Annotated in this window: 23 protein-coding genes; 10 read left to right on the forward strand and 13 right to left on the reverse strand. The window is 54.2% G+C overall.

Translation table 11 applies throughout. The features are described from left to right. Window positions 1-91: 91 nt before the first annotated feature. Window positions 92-1,066, reverse strand: a complete 975-nt coding sequence (locus VV869_RS05185; protein WP_337733915.1) for a LysR family transcriptional regulator — start codon at window positions 1,064-1,066, stop codon at window positions 92-94. A gap of 180 nt (window positions 1,067-1,246) precedes the next feature. On the opposite strand from VV869_RS05185, the gene VV869_RS05190 reads away from it, so the two are divergent. The 4 genes from VV869_RS05190 to VV869_RS05205 are packed head-to-tail and all read left to right on the forward strand — an operon-like array spanning window position 1,247 to window position 4,012. Next, window positions 1,247-2,428 (forward strand): MFS transporter, encoded by a 1,182-nt coding sequence (locus tag VV869_RS05190; RefSeq protein ID WP_337733916.1) that lies wholly within the window; start codon window positions 1,247-1,249, stop codon window positions 2,426-2,428. Between the two features lie 10 nt (window positions 2,429-2,438). After that, entirely contained in the window at window positions 2,439-3,008 is a 570-nt protein-coding gene (locus VV869_RS05195) for a hypothetical protein (RefSeq protein WP_337733917.1), read from the forward strand. Continuing rightward, window positions 3,001-3,402 carry a hypothetical protein gene (locus tag VV869_RS05200; RefSeq protein WP_337733918.1) on the forward strand — a complete coding sequence of 134 codons (402 nt, stop codon included), beginning with the start codon at window positions 3,001-3,003 and terminating at the stop codon, window positions 3,400-3,402. Before VV869_RS05195 ends, VV869_RS05200 begins: the two co-directional genes overlap by 8 nt. After that, the gene (locus VV869_RS05205; RefSeq protein WP_337733919.1) at window positions 3,395-4,012 is read left to right on the forward strand and encodes an SCO family protein; all 618 of its coding nucleotides are present in this window, start codon (window positions 3,395-3,397) and stop codon (window positions 4,010-4,012) included. The genes VV869_RS05200 and VV869_RS05205 overlap by 8 nt, the downstream gene beginning before the upstream one ends. 144 nt (window positions 4,013-4,156) lie before the next feature. Here the strand turns inward: VV869_RS05205 and VV869_RS05210 are convergent, their stop codons facing one another. From VV869_RS05210 to VV869_RS05220, 3 genes are all read right to left on the reverse strand, one after another. Next, the gene (locus VV869_RS05210) at window positions 4,157-4,633 is read right to left on the reverse strand and encodes a hypothetical protein (RefSeq protein WP_337733920.1); all 477 of its coding nucleotides are present in this window, start codon (window positions 4,631-4,633) and stop codon (window positions 4,157-4,159) included. Window positions 4,634-4,905: 272 nt separating this feature from the next. Further along, a complete protein-coding gene (locus VV869_RS05215; protein ID WP_337733921.1) occupies window positions 4,906-5,358 on the reverse strand; it encodes a hypothetical protein in 453 nt (150 codons plus the stop codon). A 283-nt stretch (window positions 5,359-5,641) separates the two neighbouring features. Next, a complete protein-coding gene (locus VV869_RS05220; protein WP_337733922.1) occupies window positions 5,642-6,160 on the reverse strand; it encodes a cysteine hydrolase family protein in 519 nt (172 codons plus the stop codon). A gap of 123 nt (window positions 6,161-6,283) precedes the next feature. Here VV869_RS05220 and VV869_RS05225 point away from each other — a divergent pair, with 123 nt between their 5' ends. Next, complete coding sequence (locus VV869_RS05225; protein ID WP_337733923.1) at window positions 6,284-7,270, forward strand: GlxA family transcriptional regulator; 987 nt, start codon at window positions 6,284-6,286, stop codon at window positions 7,268-7,270. Window positions 7,271-7,338: 68 nt separating this feature from the next. Here VV869_RS05225 and VV869_RS05230 read toward each other — a convergent pair whose 3' ends face one another. Both VV869_RS05230 and VV869_RS05235 read right to left on the reverse strand, forming a co-directional pair. Further along, window positions 7,339-8,004, reverse strand: coding sequence for an SDR family NAD(P)-dependent oxidoreductase (locus VV869_RS05230; protein WP_337733924.1), 666 nt, complete (start codon window positions 8,002-8,004; stop codon window positions 7,339-7,341). A gap of 65 nt (window positions 8,005-8,069) precedes the next feature. Further along, window positions 8,070-8,951 carry a LysR family transcriptional regulator gene (locus tag VV869_RS05235; protein ID WP_337733925.1) on the reverse strand — a complete coding sequence of 294 codons (882 nt, stop codon included), beginning with the start codon at window positions 8,949-8,951 and terminating at the stop codon, window positions 8,070-8,072. A 166-nt stretch (window positions 8,952-9,117) separates the two neighbouring features. Here VV869_RS05235 and VV869_RS05240 point away from each other — a divergent pair, with 166 nt between their 5' ends. After that, on the forward strand, window positions 9,118-10,473 hold the full coding sequence (locus tag VV869_RS05240; protein WP_337733926.1) for a YbfB/YjiJ family MFS transporter: 1,356 nt from the start codon (window positions 9,118-9,120) through the stop codon (window positions 10,471-10,473). Then, window positions 10,470-11,105 carry a glutathione S-transferase family protein gene (locus VV869_RS05245; RefSeq protein ID WP_337733927.1) on the forward strand — a complete coding sequence of 212 codons (636 nt, stop codon included), beginning with the start codon at window positions 10,470-10,472 and terminating at the stop codon, window positions 11,103-11,105. The genes VV869_RS05240 and VV869_RS05245 overlap by 4 nt, the downstream gene beginning before the upstream one ends. 91 nt (window positions 11,106-11,196) lie before the next feature. Here the strand turns inward: VV869_RS05245 and choV are convergent, their stop codons facing one another. From choV to betI, 6 genes are all read right to left on the reverse strand, one after another. Further along, a complete protein-coding gene (choV, locus tag VV869_RS05250) occupies window positions 11,197-12,390 on the reverse strand; it encodes a choline ABC transporter ATP-binding protein (protein ID WP_337733928.1) in 1,194 nt (397 codons plus the stop codon). Window positions 12,391-12,392: 2 nt separating this feature from the next. Next, window positions 12,393-13,238 carry a choline ABC transporter permease subunit gene (gene choW / locus VV869_RS05255; protein WP_261603548.1) on the reverse strand — a complete coding sequence of 282 codons (846 nt, stop codon included), beginning with the start codon at window positions 13,236-13,238 and terminating at the stop codon, window positions 12,393-12,395. 114 nt (window positions 13,239-13,352) lie between these two features. Then, complete coding sequence (locus tag VV869_RS05260; RefSeq protein ID WP_337733929.1) at window positions 13,353-14,303, reverse strand: choline ABC transporter substrate-binding protein; 951 nt, start codon at window positions 14,301-14,303, stop codon at window positions 13,353-13,355. A gap of 216 nt (window positions 14,304-14,519) precedes the next feature. Beyond that, window positions 14,520-16,241 (reverse strand): choline dehydrogenase, encoded by a 1,722-nt coding sequence (betA, locus tag VV869_RS05265; RefSeq protein WP_337733930.1) that lies wholly within the window; start codon window positions 16,239-16,241, stop codon window positions 14,520-14,522. 65 nt (window positions 16,242-16,306) lie between these two features. Further along, complete coding sequence (gene betB / locus VV869_RS05270; protein WP_337733931.1) at window positions 16,307-17,767, reverse strand: betaine-aldehyde dehydrogenase; 1,461 nt, start codon at window positions 17,765-17,767, stop codon at window positions 16,307-16,309. A gap of 70 nt (window positions 17,768-17,837) precedes the next feature. Continuing rightward, window positions 17,838-18,440 (reverse strand): transcriptional regulator BetI, encoded by a 603-nt coding sequence (gene betI, locus VV869_RS05275; protein WP_337733932.1) that lies wholly within the window; start codon window positions 18,438-18,440, stop codon window positions 17,838-17,840. Window positions 18,441-19,174: 734 nt separating this feature from the next. Between betI and VV869_RS05280 the strand changes: the two genes are divergently transcribed. Next, window positions 19,175-19,549 carry a DUF3316 domain-containing protein gene (locus tag VV869_RS05280; protein WP_337733933.1) on the forward strand — a complete coding sequence of 125 codons (375 nt, stop codon included), beginning with the start codon at window positions 19,175-19,177 and terminating at the stop codon, window positions 19,547-19,549. A gap of 150 nt (window positions 19,550-19,699) precedes the next feature. Continuing rightward, window positions 19,700-20,650, forward strand: coding sequence for a universal stress protein (locus tag VV869_RS05285; protein WP_337733934.1), 951 nt, complete (start codon window positions 19,700-19,702; stop codon window positions 20,648-20,650). Window positions 20,651-20,877: 227 nt separating this feature from the next. On the opposite strand, the gene VV869_RS05290 is transcribed toward VV869_RS05285, so the two are convergent. Further along, complete coding sequence (locus VV869_RS05290) at window positions 20,878-21,786, reverse strand: aldo/keto reductase (RefSeq protein WP_337734189.1); 909 nt, start codon at window positions 21,784-21,786, stop codon at window positions 20,878-20,880. Window positions 21,787-21,887: 101 nt separating this feature from the next. On the opposite strand from VV869_RS05290, the gene VV869_RS05295 reads away from it, so the two are divergent. Beyond that, entirely contained in the window at window positions 21,888-22,319 is a 432-nt protein-coding gene (locus VV869_RS05295; RefSeq protein WP_337733935.1) for an XRE family transcriptional regulator, read from the forward strand. Window positions 22,320-22,410: the final 91 nt, after the last annotated feature.

Genomic DNA, 22,410 nt, shown 5'->3' on the forward strand with positions numbered 1-22,410 from the left:
TTTTAACAAACTAGGATGACCAATTATTTACTACGATTGGTATCATGGTGATACTATTCTATCACTTTCAGTCTAGCAAGCATCACGGCGGCTAACGAGTGAGGCGCTCCTCCCAGGCAACCAACGGCACCCAAGTTTCTGCCCAGGTGTGATGGGTACTTTCTTCCATGGCTTCTAACGCCGTGGTCATGAAGTCAATAAATACCCTGACCTTGGCCGGTAAAAATTCCCGCTTGGGATAAATGGCAAATACACCATTATCAGGTCGCGGCGGTCTGAAATATGGATACAGAGAAACCAAGGTGCCACTTTCCAAACCCTGTTTGGCAAGAAAATGTGGTAGTTGGGCAAACCCCAGCCCATCCATACACAGATACGCCATTGATTCACCGTCATCGGTGATATGCGTGCGTTCCAGCTCATAGGGCTGGTATTCCCCGTGTTCATCCGGCAAAAAGATCGGCTGGAGCTGTTGGGTCTCTTTGACCCGAAAACCAATCCAGTTGTGATTTTGAAAATCGTCGGCGCAACGCGGTGTGCCGTGCGCCGCCAGATATTGCGGCGAGGCGCAAACAAGAAAGTCCATCGGGCTAAGACGCCTTGCCACCAGACGACTGTCTTTCACGAAGCCCGTCCGCAGCGCGACATCAATGTTGCTCTCGATAATATCGACGTGTAAGTCATTGATCTCAAGTTCTAGCTTAATGGCCGGGTATTGCTGGCTAAATGCCTGCAACAGCGGACGCAGATAAAGGTGACCGTAGCAAACGGCGGAATTAATCCGCAACGTCCCGCTGGGCGTATCATTCGAATGCTTCAGCTCTTCTTCGCAACTCGTCAGGTCCTGAATCATCTTCCGCACGGTATCGGCATAGCGTTGCCCCGCCGGGGTGATACGCAACTGTCGGGTGGAGCGTTGAAACAACGTCAATCCGAGCTGCGCTTCCAGCCGACCAATGGCCTTACTGACCGTCGACGGATCCGTGTTACACATTCTTGCCGCGGCCGCGAAGCTCCCGCTATCACATGTGGCTAAAAAGATTTCCAAAGACCTGAATTTATCCATGTGCTATCTCGAATCCGTTCATCCATTCGTTTATCTATTGACTGACTATAACAGTAAAACTCATGAATAGTATTCACGACTCTTTGGGAATCCGGCCTATTTTTCCCGCGTATTCAGATGCATACACTGCAAACACCAACGACAAACAGTGTGACGGAATGAAGCGTTATGTTGAAATTCATGAGTGTAAGAAAATTATCTGACAATCATCCCCTGGCCTATTTTTTCCTGGCCTTCATCGCGATGGCCGGGCTTTCCTATATCAATTATTTACCCAGTGTCGTCAATGCTCTCGCGGGCGGCCTGGGTTTCAGTGATGCTCAGGCCGGACAGGTCGTCGCGCTCAATGGTTATGGCGGACTGCTGGGCAGTACGATCGCCATTTTCCTGGTGCGCCGGATCCACTGGCAGCCTGCCATGTATCTGTTTCTGGCCCTGCTGGCGGTGATTGATATCGGCACCCTGTGGGTGGATCACTATGGTGTGATGCTTGGCTGGCGGTTTCTGGCCGGAACGTTTGGCGGACTCTGTGTCGGGATCGGTTTTTCCGTACTGGCCCGGTTGAACAACCCGGATCGCGCCTTTGGTACCCTGCTCTTGATCCAGTTCAGTATCGGATCTTTGGTGATTTACGGACTGCCGGCGCTCGAGGCGCTGCTGAACGCCTATGCGGTCTTTGGAGTCATGGCTGGCTTTGTCGTGCTCAGCTTGGCCATGATGCCATTTCTGCCGTCTCTTCCCCGGGACGACAAGTCCGCCGAATCGTCGATGCCATTGCCCGAATGGTGTAGCAACTCGCTGCTGTTGATGCTGGCTATTACGGTCTATCAGATTGCCGCCAGTGCGGTTTGGGCGTATGTCGGACTCATTGGCCTCGGAGCCGGCATTGATGCTGACCATGTGAGTCTGTCTATCGCCGCAACCGGATTATTGGGATTGCTGGGTGCGATGTTGCCGGTTATCAGCGGCAAGCGTTTCGGCCGTTTGTATTGGGTGATTGCCGGTGGGGTGCTGTCGGTTATCTCTGCGCTATTGCTCAGCATGTCACCACTGACGCCACTGCTGTACGTGACTGCGATGGCCTTGCTGTTCTTCTCCTGGCCCGCAGTTCAATCCTATTTGTTAGCCGTCACGGCTGAAATGGACCGTAGCGGGCGACTTTCAACTATCGCCGCCGTTGTGTCTTCGGTCGGTCTGGCATCCGGGCCACTGCTCGCGTCCAGCTTGCTGGATCACGGGAACTTCACCGTGATGCTCTACGCCTGCGCCCTGACATTCCTGTCGAGCTGTTTCCTGGTGCTCAAGCCGGTATTGGCGCAGGAAAAAACGGGAATAGAAAAATTGACTTCTCAATATCAATAAGGAACCCAACATGATTCGATATACATTCAACAAAATGCTGCTGGCCCTCAAAAACCGGTACGACTACGACGTCCGGTATCAGCAGGATATCCTGGCAACCGATCTGGGCGCGTTTCTGAAGTTTATGGGATTTCAGACCATGGCATCCCATTCAGGAAATGTCCCCGCGGGGCCGCTGTATGCCGCCAGAATCCGCGCCATTTTGTCGGAAGATTGCGGGCCATGCACCCAGCTTGTCGTAGATATGGCATTGGAAGCCAAAGTCAGCCCCGACATCGTGCAGGCGATTATTGATCAAGACTTGGACAAACTGCCAAAAGAGATCGCCTTGGTGGTGCAATTTACTGAGCTGGTGTTGGCGCACAATCCCGAGGCAGATGACTTGCGGGAAGAAGTCCGCGATTTATGGGGCAATCAAGGACTGATCACACTTGGTTTTGCCATCAGCGCTTATCGGGTTTATCCGGCCCTGAAATATGCCCTGGGATACGGGAAAGCCTGCAGTCGCATTCTGGTCAGCGAATCCGCATTCGCGCCGAACCAGGATTCAGCGCCAGACCGGGAGGCTGAACATGGTTAACAAACTCAACATCGGCATCGCATTACTGCTTGGGTTGGCAGCGCTGGGAAATGGCGTCTTTATGATAATCGACCCCGAAACCTGGTACTGGCTGGTGCCGGGGGTGCCGGATCGAGGGCCGTTCAACCAGCATTTTCTACGCGATATCGGCATGATTTACATGCTGATCGGGGTGGCCTTCATTTGGGGGGCAATGTACACCCAACATCGCCGGGTGCTGTGGGGAATACCAACGGCCTGGTTGGCCAGCCACGCGATGTTCCACTTCTGGGAAGTATGGGTGGGGATCTGCGGGCCTGAGTTCCTGGTGATTGATTTTGGCGGCGTGACCTTACCGGCACTGTTAGGACTCTGGCTGGTTTATACCTGCGATAAAGGGCAAGCCCATGCGTAAATCCATGCTCACAGCCCTGCTGCTCTGCCTGGGAATGGCCATGGGGCTCACCTTGAATATCGCCGTGTCTGTGGTCCCCCCCGAACCCAGCAAGCAACAAACGATCGAATGGCTTGATAACCCTCGCCCGGTGGCGAACTTCAGCCTGGCATCTGAGGCGGGTACGTTTACCCGCCAGTCACTCACCGGGCATTGGACCATTGTTTTGTTTGGCTTTTTGCACTGCCCTGATATCTGTCCGACGAGTCTGGCGCAGCTAGCCAGACTCGTCGCCAGCCTGGCTGACACACCGACCAACCCGGACATAGCCTTTGTGTTTGTCTCGGTTGATCCCGGCCGGGATTCGGTAACTGACCTCAGCCAGTATGTGCGCTACTTTGATCCGTCCATCCTCGGCGTCACGGGCAGTGAAGCGCAACTGACAGCATTTGCCGACAGCCTCGGCATCCGGTTTGAAGTCTCACCGGATGATGAAGATTACAGCGTTGCGCATTCCATCAAATTTTCCATCATTGACCCGGAGGGCGTTTTTCGCGGCCGGTTCCCCCCGGGATTTGATGCGACCGCTTTAGCGCGGGAGCTTGCGTTTAGGGTTGAAGCGGATCGCTGATTATGTTTTGTTTGGAAGTTTCGATGCGTCACTGCTGCCTCCCCCTTTTGGGGAGGTTTACTACCAAGGTTAATTATCAATTGTTGAGATGGGAATGTTAACAATAACTGTTGATAATCCACCTCGAACGCGTTGTATGAAAAATTACCTCATTGAAACTTCACCTACATTTACTCTCTTAGAGCTTGCCTTCCAACCTAAAAACTCTTCCTTATCAATTTTTTCCATATCTACGCACTGATCACCTTCTGTTACGGAGGGTGATATCAAGAAATAAATTTCATTTGGTGTTTCATTATTTATTTCATAGTTTCTTATTTTCCATGAACTACTCCAACCACCATGACAAGCGACACCAAATGATCTTCCTTTCTTAGAGAGATAAAATTCAATGTAATCTCCAATTAATATCCCTGCAATTGCCTGCCTTCCATATACGGGCCAATAGTGAATACCAGCTGATAGGAAAGTATTATTTCTAACAATCCCCACCTTTATTTCACCAGTCGTTTCAGATACACCTTCCACGTATTCAACCTTAAGTTTTGGAACACTTTTGGATACTGGTAAACTCGAACAACCACTCATAATCAACATAGCCAATAACAATATTATCTTCATGATTCCTCTATTTATAACGAAGACATGGTTCTACCAATCATCAGAATTTGTCACACTTCATCATTTTTTGTGAAATGATGGCATCTACCTATGACATTTCTGGAGCACAGTATCTACAGTAGGAAACATCAGGACAAGGTGAAGAACCATAAAACAATATCGCGTTCAAAAAAATTATCAAATTTTGCCAGTATTCGATCCGCCAGAAAATTATCTCTTGGTAAACAGATTCATTTTACCTATTTACATCGAGTAGGCTCATATGCATTATATCAATAAATAATCACTGGGTTTGATAGTTCAACAGGTATGACTGGCCGGGATGCATACCTAACACCACTCAATTTATATCCATTGGGTGTGGAACCTGTCATGGTAAATAAGAAATATAGTGTATCATTTCCTTCGCTCTCTTGTTTACAATAGACTTCAATAATATCTGCACCATAAATCATACGAGTATGAGTTATTTCGTACACTTCGTTACTTTTATCCACGGATTCAGATAAAGCTAAAAATGCTGGATAAGATATAGCCTTTTTGAAATTATCATGAGTTTTTTCATAGGCCAGTTTGGGGTGATTTTCTATAAAAAGAGTCCTGATAAACGAAGCTGTTGCCTCTGTCGCTTTCTCCGAATCGTGTGCAAAGTAGACAGGCTTTACGCCAGCGCTGACCTGTAAAGTAGTAAGCAACAATAATAATTGAATCAATCTTGACAGCATTGAAAAACTTTCTCCTGAAATGATATTACTGCATCTAAAGCGTCAGTTGCATCCAGACGCATACTGCACACTAATTTTTCCACACACTATAGCCGCTAAATTGATGTGTTTTCAATTCGTTAGATCACTGAATCACAAAAGAAATCCTTACATCCCGAACCCAGTCATTCAAACGGTAGCTTCTACCACATACAAAACAGCCGAGTCGGCGATCACTCAGCGACTCGGCCATCTACGTTCTCACTCTAAATTGATATTGAGCGTACACCCGCCACCGGCGAAATCAGAGCACCTGCCGACTGTTGATCAGCGGCACCCGAACCGACAACGCGTTGAGGGCGATCTTGTGAACCATTTCATCGACGGTGGTACAGCAATCCTCAATCACTGCAACTTTATAGGATTCCGCAGCTTTAGATATTGCTGTATGAGTGACGCAGTTTTGGGTCATCATGCCGCAAATGAGTAGCTCCTCGACCTGATGCTTTGCCAGGATTTCTGCCAGCTGGGTTTGCTCGAAACTATCCGCAAATCTTTTCACCACCACGGTGCTATTCGGCAAACCCGCCTGAACCTCCGGATGAATTTCAACGCCATGACTATCTGCATTGAAAAAGGGCGCCCTGCCTTTCGCCGGATCGGCCACATGCTGGATCAAAATCACCGGCATTTTCACAGCGTGCGCTTTGGCAATCACAGCCTGGATATTGGTGAGGATTTGCGCGGTATTCCAGAGCGGATACTGGCCCTCCGGAAAGTAGTCATTTTGTAAATCAATCACCAACAGTGCTTTCTGAGACATCGTTTTTCTCCTTGTCGATCAGGGGTTGTTCTGTACTGGTGATGATTATTTCGCACTTGCGGTCTGCCCGGCAGTGTCTAAAATGACACAATACAGGCCAAAAGCGACAATCTTGGAGCTCCCATGGAAACGATTCGTATCGGCATTTGCCACTATGCCAATGCACTGAAATCTGCCGTCTACGGGTTAGAAGAGATGTTTGTACTGGCCAGCCGAATTTGCCGGGAGCAGCAGATCCCGGTTAAATTTGAACCTGTCATCTGTCGTGAACATGATGCAATCTCGGAGCCATTTGCAGTGATCATCCTGCCACCGAGCGTGCAGCAACAAGATTACCTCAACCCGCCACCACAGCTCACCGACTGGCTCAAAGCTCAATACGATCAGGGCACCCGACTCGCCTCAGCCTGTGCCGGTGCCTTTATTCTGGCCGCGACCACGGTAGTCGGCACCCGTGCCATGACCACCCATTGGGGACTGGCCGAACCATTCCACCAGCAGTTTCCGCAGATTGCGCTCAATACCAATGACATCCTGATCGATCATGGCGATATCATCACCGCCGGCGGATTGATGTCCTGGCTGGATCTCGGACTGGAGCTGGTCACGCAATACACCTCGTCCAGCGTGATGCACCAGCTCGGCAAGGTACTGGTTATCGATACCGCGCGGCGCGAACAACGGTTTTATCAGCGTTTCATCCCGGCTCTGCTGCACGGCGATCAGGCCATTGTGACGGTTCAGCAATGGATGAACCATGACTATGCCACCCCGCTTGCCATTTCCGATCTGGCAGCACAAGCCAACCTGACCGAACGTACCCTGCAACGGCGGTTCCACAAAGCAACCGGCTGTAACCCCAATCAATATTTACAGCGACTTCGGATCCAGAAAGCCTGTGAATTATTGGAAGGCTCGCAACATCCGTTCGAGTGGATTGCCCATCAGGTCGGTTATGAAGATCCCGGCGCCTGTCGTAAAGCATTTCTGAAGATCATGGGACTGACACCACGCGAGTTCAGGGCGCGATTTTCCCGCGAAGAATCCCCGAGCCATCGCCCGCACGGACATCCGCACCGACATCCGCACCGACATCCGCACCGCCGTTAAACGATGCTTCAAACACCACAAAGGCCAGCAACTGACTGACCTTTGTGACACTTCGGAAAGAATACCGATTAGTTTCGGTTAAGAGTAATGTCAGACACAAAACCGTGCTCGGTGGCGATCAGTGCCTGCTTGAGCATGTGCGCCGCTTCCTCGGCCGTCATAAAGCCCGAAGTATCGATGGCTTTGCCGCTGGTAGCCCAGAAATCCGTTGCCATGCCGCCCGGATAGACCGCAATCAGCTTCATCGGACTGCCTTTGAGCTCCAGACGCACCGACTCGACCAGCCCGCGCACCGCCCACTTGGCCGCACAATAGGTAGATTCCCCGGCTTTGGCGACTTGCGCAGCGGTCGACATGACGACCACCACTTTCACCGGATACTCACGATAGCGCTTCACCAGTTCCTGCAGCAGGTAGATCGTCGATTTGACGTTATTGTCGAGCAGATCGCTGATCGCTTGCGGATCTTGCTGTTCAATCGGGCCGAAATGGCCGCTGCCTGCGCAGTGGATCACCATCTCTGGGATCGGATCCAGATCGTCAAACATCGCCGACACCGCAGTTGGATCACCAAGATCGGCGACTTTCGCTTCGATATTTCCCGACAAATTCGCAGCAACCTGAGACAGACGCTGATGATTGCGCCCTGTCAGCAATAACCGTTTGCCCTCACAGCTGTAGCGCTGCGCCAGGGCAGCCCCCAAACCGCTGCTTGCACCTGTAATAACAATCATACCCCTGCCTTTGATCGAAAAAATGACTTGTTTATTTTACACCGCGGGTCCGGCATCGATTCAACTCAGGCCGCACATTCGCCATGCACGTCTTCCAGCGTCCGGACAAAGTGGGACAAGGCCGGACTCCAGGCCGGGGGTTTCGGTGTCACGAAGTGAGTTTCGACCAGACCCAAGCCTTGTGGGAGCGGATGATAATGAATGGGATAACGACTCTGGTATGCCTGAACGGTGGCTTCAGGCAACAAGGCGTAACCCATCCCGGCGACGACACAGCCCAGAATCGCCTCCAGCGTGCCGAATTCAACCACTCTCGCCGCGGCAATGTCATTTGCGGCCAGAAACAGCTCGATACGATGGCGGTAACTGCATCCCTGCCGGAACGCGACGAAGGTTGCACCAAGCAACTCGGTGTAACTCGGCAGCTCCTGAAGCGGTCGGGCCGACACCAGCACCAGATGCTCAGTAAACACCGGCGTTGATACAAACTCAGGATGGGTGATCCCTCCGGCGACAAACACGCAATCGAGCGCCCCCTCCAGCAGTTGCTGCGAGAGCTGAGCCGTGGGTCCGGTTTGGAGTTGTAAATCGATCTGTGGGTATTCGGCGTGGAACTGCGCCAAAACCGGCGGTAAACGCAGCGCCATGGTGGTTTCCATCGCGCCAATACGCAACACGCCGGTGTGAGGATGATCCTGCTGAAACATCTGGCAAGCCTCATCATGGAGCCGAAGCATCTGCTCAGCGTACCCCATCAGCTCCCGTCCGGCGGGTGTCAGTACAGCGCGACTTTTCTTGCGAAGCAGAAGCTGCACGCCGAGTTCATCTTCCAGCTTCTTCACATGCGCCGTCACGTTTGATTGCACGGTGTGCAACTGCTCAGCTGCGGCGACAAAACTGCCGCTCTTCGCCACAGTCACCAACATGTTCAATGATTTTAGCTGCATTTCGGGGCTCCCTGCACCAGACATATCGTTCAATATATCTCAAAAAGTGATTTTTATAATCATTACAAATCATTTTTTGATATCCAGTTACCATGCAAAGATGGGGGCAATTGCCCGGGAGTGCCCTTTCACACCACAAACCCGCGCTTGAGCAAAGGACGCGCTTATGAATCAAAGAATTGACAGCACAGCTGCCAGCGCGTTATGCGTCGGCCTGAATGCCACCATCCTCGGCATTGGCCTGTCGCGGTTTGCCTATACGCCCCTGATCCCGGCCCTGTCCGAGCAGGGCTGGTTCATACCAGCGCTGGCCAGCTATCTTGGCGCTGCCAATTTGATCGGCTACCTGATCGGGGCCTTCACTGCCCATCAATTGTCAGAATGGCTGGGAGCCAAGCGTACGATTCTCATCGCGATGGGACTGGTCGCAGCCAGCTTTCTGCTTTGTGCCAGCCCGGCAGCGTTTGGCTGGTTCGCCTTCTGGCGCTTTGTCGCCGGCATGGCCGGGGCCATTCTGATGGTGGTCGGCCCTTCGCTTGCATTGCAATATACCGACGCCCGCAACCGGCCGATCATCGCAACGATGATTTTCATGGGCATCGGTCTGGGGATTTTGCTCTCTGCCAGCCTGATGCCCTATCTGTTATCCCTTGGCCTGTCGATCACCTGGCTGGCCCTTGGCGGCCTGTCGCTATGCGCTGCCGCCCTCGGCGGACTGGGCCTGAACCGACTCCCGGCACACACCGTGCCACACACCACGGATACGGCTCCGTCACGATCTTCGCTGCCGTCAGCGGTCTGGCTGATTGTGATCGCCTACGGCTTTGATGCCGCGGGCTTTATTCCGCACACGATATTCTGGGTTGATTACCTGACCCGCGAGCTGACCATCGGCCGCGACGCAGCATTAATGCAATGGGCAATTCTGGGGAGCGGCGCGATGCTGGGTCCGGTGATCGCGGGCCGTTTGGTCAAATTCGGCGGCTGGCAACGGGCATTAATCAGCGCCTATCTGCTCAAAACTCTGGCGATTGTCATTCCCGTCGCCAGTCATTCCCTGCTGTGGCTCTCCCTGTCATCTTTTCTGGTCGGGGCCATGATCCCGGGGATCGTCTCGCTCACTTCCGGATACCTGGCCGAGATTGTCGGGATTCAGCGGCACAAACACGTGTGGGGGCTGGCGACCGCCGGGTTTGCCGTCGTTCAGGCGGTTTCCGGGATGGCAATGTCTGCTTTTTATGATCAAGCCGGCAGCTACGCGCCCCTGTTTCCGCTCGCGGCAGGATTCATGGCCATCGGTATGCTGGCGATCGGATTCAGCCGCCATGTTTCTACCGTACCCCATGACGCAACCAAGCCTGACCTTGCGAATCAGAACCCTGCGATTCAGAACCTTGAAAAGCAAGACCTTGCAAATCCCGGCAACGCCCAGCTGCAACCTACTCAACCATTCACCAAACGGCGATCCACCAAACGGCAGTCCACCAGACCAACCACCCCACAGACGATGGAAGACCAATGAAACTTTATCTCAATGCTACCTCGCCCTACGCCAGAGCGGTTCGTATCGCAGCCATTGAAAAGCAACTCGTTCAACAGCTTGAGCTGGTTTGGGTTGATCCCTGGCAATCCCCCGAAGCACTGCTCGCCGTTAACCCGGCAGCCAAGATTCCGGTGCTGGTGACCGATACCGGTGAGCCCATCACGGAAACGCTCAATATTCTGTTTTATCTGGATCAACAGGCACCGAACGGACCGCAGCTTTTGTCTCAGTTACCCTCTCATCCACAGTCCCTGACCTTACTCGGATACGGTCAGGCACTCATGGATGCCGCCTTTCAAACGGTGATTGCCCGCAAACATGGCGGCAACCGCGCCGATCAGCATGAACTCGGCAAGCGTCGCATACAGGCTATACACCGCCTGTTAGCAGCAATTGACCACCATTTCACGGCGCAACAGCATCACTTAGATAATGAACAGCGTCTCACCCGACCCGGCATCCCGATCTGTAATGTGGCGATTGGCGTGGCGCTGGCCTACCTCGACTTCCGCCTGAGCGAAATCCCCTGGCGCTCGGATTTCCCGGCTTTGGCAGATTGGATGGAAAGCGTCGAAGCTCGAGAGAGTTTTACGGCCACACGGTTTGAATAGGCACGTGGCTGCGTACAGGTGAAGCCACCTCAAACAAAAACGGCGACCCGAAGGCCGCCGTTTGTTTCAATGGATGAGATTCTATCGCGCGTTACGCCAGCTCGGCTGAGAAGTGTTTTCCGAGCAAAGCATGGTAGAAGTCGTTGTCCGACAGCACACCTTCGAGACGTTTCTGGGTACCCAGCAGGATCGGTTGGCCGGTGCGGTAGCGGATTTCCAGCGCGTCGCGCATCGAGATATCCGGCGTGGTCATCACCACCTGATTTGCCTCCAGCGCATCAAGGTTATCCCCTTCCTGCCACTGCTGCAGGCTCAGAGCTTCGTCCTGACGGGTCACCGCCAGCACTTCGCCTTCAGCCGAGGTGCTGACACAGGTCTTGTCGTTCCGGTTCAGCACCAACATGTCATCCAGTTTTTCCAGTGCCCCGGCGTCGGTCATCAGCGAGCGGCCACGCAGCACATTCAGTGGATTGGTATGAGCGACGAAATCCTGAACGTACTGGGTGTTTGGTTTCAGCACAATCTCTTCCGGCTTGCCGTGCTGGATCAGTTTGCCTGATTCCATGATGGCAATGTTGTTGCCGATTTTCAGTGCTTCATCCAGATCGTGGCTGACAAACACAATGGTCTTGTTCAGCTTGCGTTGCAGTACCAGCAGCTCATCCTGCAGCTGGCTGCGGATCAGCGGATCGAGCGCCGAGAACGGCTCATCCATCAGCAGGATGTCGCTGTCCATGGTAAAGGCGCGAGCCAGGCCGACACGCTGCTGCATCCCGCCGGACAATTCATGCGGATACTTGTCCTGCCACTCGGCCAGACCAACCATCTCCAGTTTCTCCATCGCGCGGCGTCGACGCTCGGCTTTGCCAATCCCCTGCATTTCCAGGCCGAAGGCGGCATTATCGAGCACGGTCAGCCAGGGCATCAGGGCGAATTTCTGGAACACCATGGAAATGCGTTCCGTGCGCAGATGACGCAACTGGGTCGCATCACAAGTCGCCAGATCGATCACCTGATCGCCGTCTTTGACTTCCAGCGCACCGCGGCTCACCTGGTTCAGACCGTTGATGGTCCGCAGCAGGCTTGACTTCCCGGAGCCGGACAGCCCCATCAGCACGCAAATCTCGCCTTCCTGGATCTCCATGCTGACATTATCCACCCCGACGACATCGCCGGTAGCCTCAATGATTTCCTGACGGCTTTTGCCCTCGTCGAGCAACGCCAGCGACTTGGCACTGTGCTGACCAAAAATCACATCCAGGTTTTGAATTCGAATGGCAGTCATGATTATCCCTCTTTACTCTGGCTCGGGGTTTTACACAGGCGGTCCAAAATAATCGCGACCAGAACAATCGCCAGGCCCGCTTCGAAGCCCTGCGAGATGTTGACGGTGTTCAGTGCGCGGATCACCGGTTTCCCCAGCCCGTCGGCACCGACCAGCGCCGAAATCACCACCATCGACAGCGAAAGCATGATGCACTGGGTGATCCCTGCCATAATGTTTGGCATTGCCGCCGGCAGCTCCACTTTGAACAGCAGCTTCCACCGGTTGGCCCCGAAGGCCTTACCCGCTTCGACCAGCTCTTCCGGAACACGACTGATCCCGAGATAGGTCAGGCGGATCGGTGCGGCAATGGCAAAAATAATGGTAGAGATGAGCCCCGGGACCACGCCCAGGCCGAACAGCACCAGGGTTGGGATCAGGTAAACAAAGGTCGGGATCGTCTGCATCAGATCCAGGATCGGTCGCATGATCGTGTAAAGCCACGGCTTGTGCGCCGCTGCAATGCCGACCGGAACCCCGACCAACACGGAGATCGTGGTGGCAGTCAGCACCAACACAAAGGTCTCCAGCATTTCCGGCCAGTAACCCAGGTTCATGATCAGCAGTAGTGCCGCCACCACGAAACCGACCAGCGGCAGGCTACGGTGCAGAAACCAGGCCAGTGCGGCGGTCATCGCGATTGGCACTGCCGGCGGAAACCATTTAAACAGGTCCACCAGCAGCATGATGATGGTTTCCAGGCTATATGAGAGAGAGTCAAAAAATCCAGCGGCGTTGTAGGTCAGCCAATCGACAAAGGTTGCCATCCAATCGCCTAACGGGATCTTATGCTCAGTGATAAAGTCCACGGTCACTCCTTATTCAGGGTCTGTTATTACTTTCTAGTCTTCGTTATTTTCATCGCCCTGCCCTTGCGGTCATACAGAGTTGCGCGGCCGCAATGTCAGGGCTGATTTCAGTGCTTAGCTTTTCAGGTAGCGCGTGACCGCAGCAGTGGCATCACCGCCATCACGGGTTTTGACCTTATCCAGCCATTTTTCCAGCGCTTGCGGGTTGGCTTTCAACCAGGCTTTCGCCGCCTTGTTCGGCTTGACGTTGTCATTGAGGATGTCACCCATCAGCTGGTTTTCCATTTCCAGAGTGAATTCAAGATTTTTCAACAACTGGCCGACATTCGGACACGTCTCCAGGTAGTCCTGACGCACGTTGGTATAAACGTTGGCACCGCCGTAGTTCGGACCGAAGTAGTCGTCACCGCCATCGAGATAGACCAGCTCAAAGTTGCTGTTCATCGGGTGCGGCGCCCAGCCCAGGAACGCGATCCACTGCTCGCGATTCACGGCACGCTTGACCTGCGACACCATGCCCGCTTCGCTCGATTCCACCAGGCGGAAATCTTCCAGGCCGAACGCGTTGTCATCGATCATTTTCTGGATCAGGCGGTTGCCGTCGTTGCCCGGTTCAATGCCGTAGATGCGGCCGCGGAACTTGTCTTCAAATTTCGCCAGATCAGCAAAGCTGTGCACCCCGGCGTCGTAAACGTATTTCGGCACCGCCAGGGTATATTTCGCCCCTTCCAGATTGGCACGCACGGTTTCGACTGTGCCGTTCGCACGATATTTGGCGATATCCGCTTCCATGGTCGGCATCCAGTTCCCCAGGAACACATCAATGTCTTGGTTCGCCATGGAGGAGTAGGTGACCGGTACAGACAGCAGCTGGGTGTTGGTTTGATAACCCAGACCTTTCAGCACTTCGCTGGCGACTGCGGTGGTGGCGGTAATATCGGTCCAGCCGACATCGGAAAATCGTACAGTCTCGCACTGGGCGGCAAACGCGCCAGAAGCGGAAAGGCTCAGAGCCAGAGCCGAACTACCCATGACCAGTGTTTTCAGGGTTGTATGTGTCTTCATGACTTTTCCTTTTCTCCGTTTTATCTTTTTAGGTTTTTCAGGCCGCAAAAGGCCCCAGGCGGCTCCCTGCCCGCTGTCATGGCGTCGCAGAAGATAAGCCTGTGTGATTCATTTCGGCGAATACTCGCCGTTCGTCTTACTTTCGCCGGGCTCCTGAGCTTCCTGACTTTAACCCATGCAGGTCGGTATGAAGCAGGGCCGCAGCGTACAACGCGATCAGCTCGTGACAGCTACCGGCTGTGTGCTGATCTCCAGCGGGCGCTTCGCCTGGCCGGAGCGCTGTTGGCTTTCCCAGTTCGGCGCGATCCAGATCGGTGCATCGGAAGAAGCCAGGGGGGCGTTCCCCAAAATGGCATCGGCCACTTTTTCCGCCACCATGATGGTCGGCGCATTGAGGTTGCCGTTCGGGATGGTCGGAAAAATGGAGGAGTCGACCACGCGCAAACCGTCAATCCCACGTACCTGGCAAGCTGAGTTCAGCACCGCCATCGGATCGGTGTCTGCGCCCATCTTGCAGGTACAGGAAGGGTGGTAGGCACTTTCGACATTCTGGCGCACCCAGGCATCGATTTCGGCATCGGTGTTGACCGCCGCGCCCGGTTGGATCTCGGTGCCGCGATAGTGATCCATCGCCGGCTGGGCGAGAATTTCACGGGTCAGGCGGATACAGTCGCGCCAGTCCTGGCGATCCTGCTCGGTACTGATGTAGTTAAACTCAATGTTCGGTTTCTGGTGCGGATCCGCAGAGCCAATCCTGACCCGGCCGCGACTCTCCGGTTTATTCGGACCGACGTGGACCTGGAAACCGTGGCCGTTAAAGGCCGCCTGACCGTCATAGCGCATCGCTGCCGGCAGGAAGTGATACTGGATGTTCGGCCATTTCAGCCCGGCGCGGGAGCGAATAAACGCACAGGATTCAAAATGGTTAGTCGCGCCCAGGCCGTCTTTGCGCAGGATCCAGCGGGTGCCGATCAAGCCCTTGCTGATCAGACCCAGCTTGCTGTTGAGGGTGATCGGCTGCTCGCACTCATACTGGAAGTACACTTCCAGGTGATCCTGCAGGTTTTCACCGACGCCCGGTAGATCATGGGTGACTTCAACGCCGGCCTGCTCCAGCACTGCTTTCGGGCCAATGCCGGACAGTTGCAGCAGCTGCGGTGAGCCGACTGAGCCTGCCGACAGCAGTACTTCGGTGTTGGCGTAGATCGATTCGATCTTGCCGCCCTTTTCAATCTCGACCCCAATCGCCTGCTTGTTTTTCAGCAGTACTTTACGGGTCACCACGCCGGTTTTCAGCGTCAGGTTACGACGCTTCATCGCCCGGCGCAGGTAAGCATTTGAAGTCGATGCCCGCACGCCGTGATTAACCGTCATATGCATCGGGCCAAAGCCTTCTTGCTGATAACCGTTGTAATCGTCGGTTTTCGGATAACCCGCTTCCAGACCGGCATCAATGAATGCCGCGTACAGCGGGTTGAGTTTCATGTCGTTGCCGTTACAGGTGGCCACTGGGCCATCGCCGCCACGGTAATCATCTTCGCCGCCAACCCAGGATTCGGCGCGACGGAAATACGGCAGACAGTCCTGATAGCGCCAGCCCTCAGCACCGTGTTCAGCCCATTCATCAAAGTCGCAGGCATGTCCGCGGACATAAACCATCCCGTTGATGGATGAGCTGCCACCCAGCACCTTGCCGCGCGGGCAATGCAGCTGGCGATCATCGAGCCCGGCTTCCGGCTGGGTTTCAAACTGCCAGGCATATCGGTCACTGTTCATCGGATACGACAGCGCGGTCGGCATCTGGATAAAGATACTGCGATCCGTACCGCCCGCTTCTAACAGCAGCACCTTATGCTCGCCCGAAGCGGTCAGTCGGTCGGCCAGCACACACCCGGCCGAACCGGCACCGACAATAATGTAATCATATGTTGTAGTCATTTGAGCTCTCCTGTCATTCTGTCTTCTGGCTGTGGAAAGCCCCGGCTGGCACCGGGGCCAGCGCGTTAGTCATACGGACATTCAAGATCGCCCAGTTCAATCAATACGCTCTTGTTCTGGGTGTAGTGGTTCAGGGTTTCGATCCCGTTCTCACGGCCAATCCCCGATTGCTTATAGCCACCGACCGGCATCTCCGCGGGTGAGCCACCCCAGGTATTCACCCAGCAAATCCCGGCTTCAATTTGAGCAATCACCCGGTGGGCGCGTGACAGGTTCTGGGTAAAGACCCCGGCAGCCAGGCCGTACTGGGTATCGTTGGCACGGCGGATCACTTCGGCTTCATCGCTGAAGCGCAGCACCGACATTACCGGGCCAAAGATTTCCGCTTTCACCTGCGGCATGTCGTCGGTGCAGTCGGCAAAAATGGTCGGCTGAACAAAGTTACCGTTCTCCAGACCGTTGCCGGTTTCCCGCGCACCGCCGCAGATCAGGCGTGCGCCGGATGCTTTCCCGGCTTCAATAAAGCCCAGCACTTTTTCCATGTGATCGCGGGAGATCAGCGCGCCGATCTGGGTTCGCATATCCGCCGGATCGCCAATCACCAACTTGGCCGTACGCACTGCCAGTTGTTCCAGGAACACATCGTAAATTGAGTCATGAACAAACACTCGGGTACCGTGTGTACACACTTCACCCTGGGTGTAGAAGTTGGCCATCATGGCCGCAGACACTGCGTTCTCCAGATTGGCATCATCGAATACCACCAACGGCGATTTACCGCCCAGCTCCATAGTGATGTCTTTCAGCGTACCCGCTGCATCGGCCATCACTTTCTTGCCGGTGCCGCATTCCCCGGTGAATGACACCTTGGCAATGTCCGGGTGGCGCGACAGCATCTGACCGACCCGGTAATCACCCTGCACCACGTTAAATACGCCATCCGGCACCCCGGCTTCGGTGAAAATTTCTGCCAGCTTCAATGCGGTCAGCGGGGTTTCTTCCGACGGCTTGAACACCATCGCGTTCCCGGCCGCCAGCGCCGGCGCAGATTTCCACATCGCGATCTGGATCGGATAGTTCCAGGCACCAATTCCGGCACACACGCCCAATGGCTCACGACGGGTGTAGAAGAACTGATTATGACCCAGATCCTGCTGCTGACCGTGAATGGTCGCAGCCAGCCCGGCGTAGTACTCAATCACGTCGGCGCCGGTCGCAATATCGACCGCAATCGCTTCCTGCAGCGGCTTGCCGGTATCTTTCACTTCCAGGGCAGCCAGCTCGTCGTTACGCTCACGCAGGATCGTGACGGCTCTCATTAGGATCCGGCCCCGCTCGGCACCACTCATCGCTGACCAGACTTTGAAACCTTCGTGCGCCGAAGCAATAGCGCGCTCAACATCGGCGCTTGAGGCCTGGCCGATTTCCGCCAGCGGCTCGCCGGTCGCCGGGTTGTAGGTCAAAAACGTTTCGCCAGAGGTTGTCTCAACCGCCTGACCATTGAGGTAAAGAGATTTCATTGTCATCAAACTGCCTTCAGAATTTTTACGTTAGTCATTGCCGTGATGCGACCGCCCGGCCGCACTTCAATCGTGCTCACTGGCCTGATACGTTCAGCGCCACCAGCTGCTTATCGAGATAATCCAGGATGATCCGCTGCGCCTGCTGCGGGCAAATCCCGTCCGGATTCAATGCCCCACGCAACCAGATCCCGTCGATTAACGCCGCAATGCCCTGAGCAACAAACGCCGCGTCCTGCGCCGGAAGCACCCGCTTGAGCTCACGCCGCAAATGGGAGAGCAGGCGTTTTTCATTCACTCGCTGCAATCGGTACAGCGCCGGGTCATGCATCGACTGAGCCCAAAAAGCCAGCCAGGTTTTTACCACCTTATTTTCAACCTGATAGCTGTCGAAGTTGGCCGCCACAATCGCCTTGATCCGTGCGCTCACATCCTGGGGGTCAACCGCGCTCAAATAGGAAATCGAGGTCGCGGACAACTGACGCAGGACCGAGCGCATGGTCTCTTCCAGCAAACCATGCTTCCCACCGAAATAATGATTGATGATCCCGGAGGAAACCCCGGCCTTCCGGCTGATCAGGGCCACACTGGCCCCGGACAATCCCACCTCATCAATCACCGCCATGGTCGCTTCGACCAGCTGCGGCCGACGTATTTCCGGCATCCCAACCTTCGGCATAAATGTTACCCAAATGTTTTTTGATTGAACGTTTAATTAAAAACAAATCTACACGATCCCCGTGCCAGATCAAGGAAATTGTTTCGTGCAGTAATCTTTAGCTACGCGAACGATTAACCAGAAACAACAATAAGCAACTGAATTTAAACAAGTAAAATTGAAAATGATTTATTTTCAAAAAAATTAATTGTTTCGATCAAAAACGACTTTATCGAGTCTGTTTTTCAGACAAGCCTGACACGCTGTTTCGGCGATTCAACATCGCTATCCGCCTTCAGGCCAGGTGAAAAAACCATCAAAAGTCACTCAATAACAGTTCAAAATCAGGCAGGGATCCGCTCCATTCCGGGATCATGTCAGGTCACAGCATGTGAAGCACCAAAATTAATTAGCACTCTAACCTTTAAGCAGGTAATTCACAGCAATGACGGCACAGTTCAGACCCACGCTCGGGCCATGACCAGATCAGACGATAAAGGCGAGACTCAGGGATAGTCCCGAGAACAGATCAAAAATTACTTTTTGTTAACTCACATTTCAGGGGATGACTCAGAGGAAGATCGGCGGGAGAATTTGCGACCCGGGTGCTTCAGTCATAAAATTAGGGGTATAAATTAGCGTACAAAAATAACTCACAAAAAGTAGGGGCGAGATACCAGACAGACTGCGCGATTTCCTCCAGCCGCGGCAAAGTCACTGTCTGACACACAGACTTCGCGTGGAGGAGAACAGCCATGAAGAAAACCCTCACGATCGCCACCCTTGTGATGTTCAGCTCTCTGTTCAGTACAGGCGTTGTCGCCGATCACTTTGCAACCATCAACCGCTATCAGCATCAAAACGGTTTTTATACCCTGCGCACCGACTTAGTTTCGAGCAAAGAAGCCGCCTACCAGCAAGGCCACCAGCTAATGTCAGCACTGGCCCAACAGAGCGCCTATGATCTGCACCGGACCCTGCACGTGCCGATCAACCGGCTCGATGTCCGTTCGGTGAAAATCGACGACAGCTATGTCACAGTCAGGGAGCTATCACGCAAGCCCGGTACCATCGAATATCAGGGACTGATAGAGGTGTTCTACCACTATCGCGTCCGTACCCGCCGCTGAACCCTATCAGCGGTTGTTTCATCGCAAGAACGGGGCCCTCTTCACCACCGGTTGCCAGCACAGCTTCTGAGAATTTCCGGGCACCAGTGGCAAAATCAGCCCTCCGTAGACCACACTGTCTGAGAGACCAACAGACCTCCGGAGGCTGAAATGATCTACCGTCACTTCCTTTTTCCCCTGGCGCCCAAACAGGTCCTGGGCGCTGCATTTCATCAGGCACTGCACGTTGCCAATGTGATCCAGGCCAAAGTCACACTCCTGACCATCATCGAAGAGTTAGCCGAGCTGGCCGACCTCAGCCGTTACTCGGTGTCAACCCTCAGCCTGCTCGAACATGCGACCCACGAGTGCCAACGGCAACTGGACCAGCACGTGCAGGATTTGCAAGCCCAATACCCGGACATTGAGTTTCACAGCCAGGTAGTCACCGGGGTACCTTATGTGGAGATCATCAAAGCAGCCTCGCAACTCCGGGTCGATATGATTGTCATCGACGCCCACCGCGAACACAAAGCAACAGCCTGCCAGTGGGGCACGTCCACCCGACACCTGATGCGTGAATCTGAAGTACCGATTTGGGCCCTGCACCAACAGCAAGAGCCCCCCAAGCTCGACCATATCGTGGTGTCGCTGGATGTCAGCCATCTCGACAATACAGCGCTGAACGAAAAGCTGCTGCGCCATGCCTATGAGTTTGCCATCATCAATGAATCCCGGCTGTCGCTCTGTCACGCCTGGGAGCTGGAAAGTGAGGGATATTTACGAGACTGGAGCCGGTGCAGTGATCTGGAAATTGCGGTCATCGCCCAGCAGCTCCGGGACGATCGGGAAGATCGGCTGGCCCAGTTGATGGCCGATTATCCGCACAGCCGAGTGCCGATGCAGATGATCATGCTCGAAGGTAACGCCAAAACCGTGCTGCCGGACTATATCAACAACCACGACGTTGATCTGGTGATCATGGGCAGCCTGTCGCGCACCGGCATCGCCGGTTTTGTGATGGGCAATACCGCCGAGTTTATGCTAGATAATATTCAGTGCTCGGTATTAACCCTCAAGCCGGATCAGTTCCATAGTCCGCTCTTGGGGGATGACGGCTGACGGCACGCCGTGCGCCGAAGCTTCAACGCAAGAAGCTTTAACGTAAGCAGCGTTGACGCCAAAAGCTTCGACACAAGCAGCTTTGACGCAACAAGCTTCGATGCCAATAGCCTTACCTCCCCCAAAGGTGACAACGTCACCAAAACAACCAACACCAGCACCAAAAAAGCCTCACGTACGGGACGTGAGGCTTTCAATCACAGGCAAAAACGTCTGCGGGTTGTCGCTTATGGCACCCCGTGGCCTTTGGAGGCCACCCAGACCCGGAACCACTGCTCACGGGTCAGCTCAATCTTCAGCGCATCCACAGCCGCCTGCACCCGATCTATTTTGCCGGAGCCGATAATCGGCAGCGGCTTGGACGGCAAACGACGCACCCAGGCATAAATCACCTGATCAATGCTTTGCGCGCCAACTTCTTCACGGATCGCTTCCAGTTCGTTGCGTACCCGAACGGCCTGCTCAGACTGACCGGAGAAAATTTCACCACCAGCCAGACATGACCAGGCCATCGGCTTGGTGCGCTTCATCTGCAGCTGATCCAGCGTACCGTCATGGGCCACTTCGAAGTTCAGCGGATTAATCTCCACCTGGTTGGTCACCAGCGGCGCATCCAGGCGCGATTGCAGCAGTTCAAACTGAGACGGCGTGAAATTCGACACCCCGAAGTGCTTCACTTTGCCCTGCTGTTTCAGCTCGGCAAACGCCTCAGCCACTTCATCGGCCGCCATCAGCACATCCGGGCGGTGGATCAGCAGGACATCAATCATTTCGACCTGAAGGCGGGCCAGAGAATTGTTGACCGAGTCAACAATGTGCGCCTTGCTGGTGTCATAATGATTGATCCGTTGCGCCGGATATTGGTCAGAGCACAGCTTGATATCGCACTTGGTCACAATCTCCAGCTGATCGCGTATGCTCGGCTCCAGCGCAAGCGCTTCACCAAACAGGGTTTCACAGCGATAACCACCATAGATGTCGGCATGGTCTACCGTGGTGATCCCCAACGCCAGGTGCTGCTTCAGAAAATCCAGGCGCTGCGCCGGGGTCATGCCCCAGTCTGCCAGACGCCAGTAGCCCTGGACCAACTCAGAAAATTGTGGTCCCTGCGGCGTTAACTCAACTTTTGCCACCATGTGGTTGGCTCCCTCTTGCGTCATCATTGCCGACCATCCTAGGCTTGTTTCCCCCCTGTCGCAATGTTATAACCCCCACCCTTCGAACCGGAGTACGAACTATGTCATTAGCATCACGTCTGAAATCACTGATTGGTGAAGAGAGTATCAGTGGCTTTGCCCGCCGGGTCGAACTCAGTGAAGCCCTGATCCGAAAATACTTAAACGGCAGCGAGCCGAGCCTGAGCAAAGCCAATCAAATCGCCATGAAAGCCAATTGCTCGCTGGAGTGGCTCGCCACCGGTTGTGGCTACCTGTATCGCCAGGCCGAAGTTGTGGACCGCGAGGCGTTGCATGCTGCCTATGCCCATGTTCACGGCCATGAACTCACCGCCGAAGATGCGGCCAAACTGCATCAACTGGTGACCGGTTATCAGTTTCTCCGGGCCCATAAGAAAGCCGACGGCTACCTCGACATCAGCGCCATGGCGACCTTCCTGGCAGTTGCCCAAAAAGATGAGCCCGCAGCGTCGGAAAAATTGCGTGGGTTGTAACCGTATGGGTTGCGACGACCTAATTGCTACGCTTGTATGCATGGCGGAATGAAAGCAAGCCAAGCCAAGCCAAGCCAAGCCAAGCGCAAAT

It is taken from the genome of Photobacterium sp. MCCC 1A19761, from assembly GCF_037389125.1.
In the GTDB taxonomy this organism is placed as follows: Bacteria; Pseudomonadota; Gammaproteobacteria; order Enterobacterales; family Vibrionaceae; genus Photobacterium.

Bases quoted from the DNA above. Each gene is read 5' to 3' on its own strand.
- VV869_RS05245 (WP_337733927.1), top strand. From the start codon at position 10,470: ATGAAACTTTATCTCAATGCTACCTCGCCCTACGCCAGAGCGGTTCGT.
- VV869_RS05205 (WP_337733919.1), top strand. From the start codon at position 3,395: ATGCGTAAATCCATGCTCACAGCCCTGCTGCTCTGCCTGGGAATGGCC.
- VV869_RS05230 (WP_337733924.1), bottom strand. From the start codon at position 8,004: ATGATTGTTATTACAGGTGCAAGCAGCGGTTTGGGGGCTGCCCTGGCG.
- betA (WP_337733930.1), bottom strand. From the start codon at position 16,241: ATGACTACAACATATGATTACATTATTGTCGGTGCCGGTTCGGCCGGG.
- VV869_RS05290 (WP_337734189.1), bottom strand. From the start codon at position 21,786: ATGGTGGCAAAAGTTGAGTTAACGCCGCAGGGACCACAATTTTCTGAG.
- VV869_RS05280 (WP_337733933.1), top strand. From the start codon at position 19,175: ATGAAGAAAACCCTCACGATCGCCACCCTTGTGATGTTCAGCTCTCTG.
- VV869_RS05235 (WP_337733925.1), bottom strand. From the start codon at position 8,951: ATGCAGCTAAAATCATTGAACATGTTGGTGACTGTGGCGAAGAGCGGC.
- VV869_RS05190 (WP_337733916.1), top strand. From the start codon at position 1,247: ATGAGTGTAAGAAAATTATCTGACAATCATCCCCTGGCCTATTTTTTC.
- choV (WP_337733928.1), bottom strand. From the start codon at position 12,390: ATGACTGCCATTCGAATTCAAAACCTGGATGTGATTTTTGGTCAGCAC.
- VV869_RS05210 (WP_337733920.1), bottom strand. From the start codon at position 4,633: ATGAAGATAATATTGTTATTGGCTATGTTGATTATGAGTGGTTGTTCG.
- VV869_RS05200 (WP_337733918.1), top strand. From the start codon at position 3,001: ATGGTTAACAAACTCAACATCGGCATCGCATTACTGCTTGGGTTGGCA.
- VV869_RS05185 (WP_337733915.1), bottom strand. From the start codon at position 1,066: ATGGATAAATTCAGGTCTTTGGAAATCTTTTTAGCCACATGTGATAGC.
- VV869_RS05215 (WP_337733921.1), bottom strand. From the start codon at position 5,358: ATGCTGTCAAGATTGATTCAATTATTATTGTTGCTTACTACTTTACAG.
- VV869_RS05195 (WP_337733917.1), top strand. From the start codon at position 2,439: ATGATTCGATATACATTCAACAAAATGCTGCTGGCCCTCAAAAACCGG.
- VV869_RS05260 (WP_337733929.1), bottom strand. From the start codon at position 14,303: ATGAAGACACATACAACCCTGAAAACACTGGTCATGGGTAGTTCGGCT.
- VV869_RS05240 (WP_337733926.1), top strand. From the start codon at position 9,118: ATGAATCAAAGAATTGACAGCACAGCTGCCAGCGCGTTATGCGTCGGC.
- VV869_RS05295 (WP_337733935.1), top strand. From the start codon at position 21,888: ATGTCATTAGCATCACGTCTGAAATCACTGATTGGTGAAGAGAGTATC.
- VV869_RS05225 (WP_337733923.1), top strand. From the start codon at position 6,284: ATGGAAACGATTCGTATCGGCATTTGCCACTATGCCAATGCACTGAAA.
- betI (WP_337733932.1), bottom strand. From the start codon at position 18,440: ATGCCGAAGGTTGGGATGCCGGAAATACGTCGGCCGCAGCTGGTCGAA.
- VV869_RS05285 (WP_337733934.1), top strand. From the start codon at position 19,700: ATGATCTACCGTCACTTCCTTTTTCCCCTGGCGCCCAAACAGGTCCTG.
- betB (WP_337733931.1), bottom strand. From the start codon at position 17,767: ATGACAATGAAATCTCTTTACCTCAATGGTCAGGCGGTTGAGACAACC.
- VV869_RS05220 (WP_337733922.1), bottom strand. From the start codon at position 6,160: ATGTCTCAGAAAGCACTGTTGGTGATTGATTTACAAAATGACTACTTT.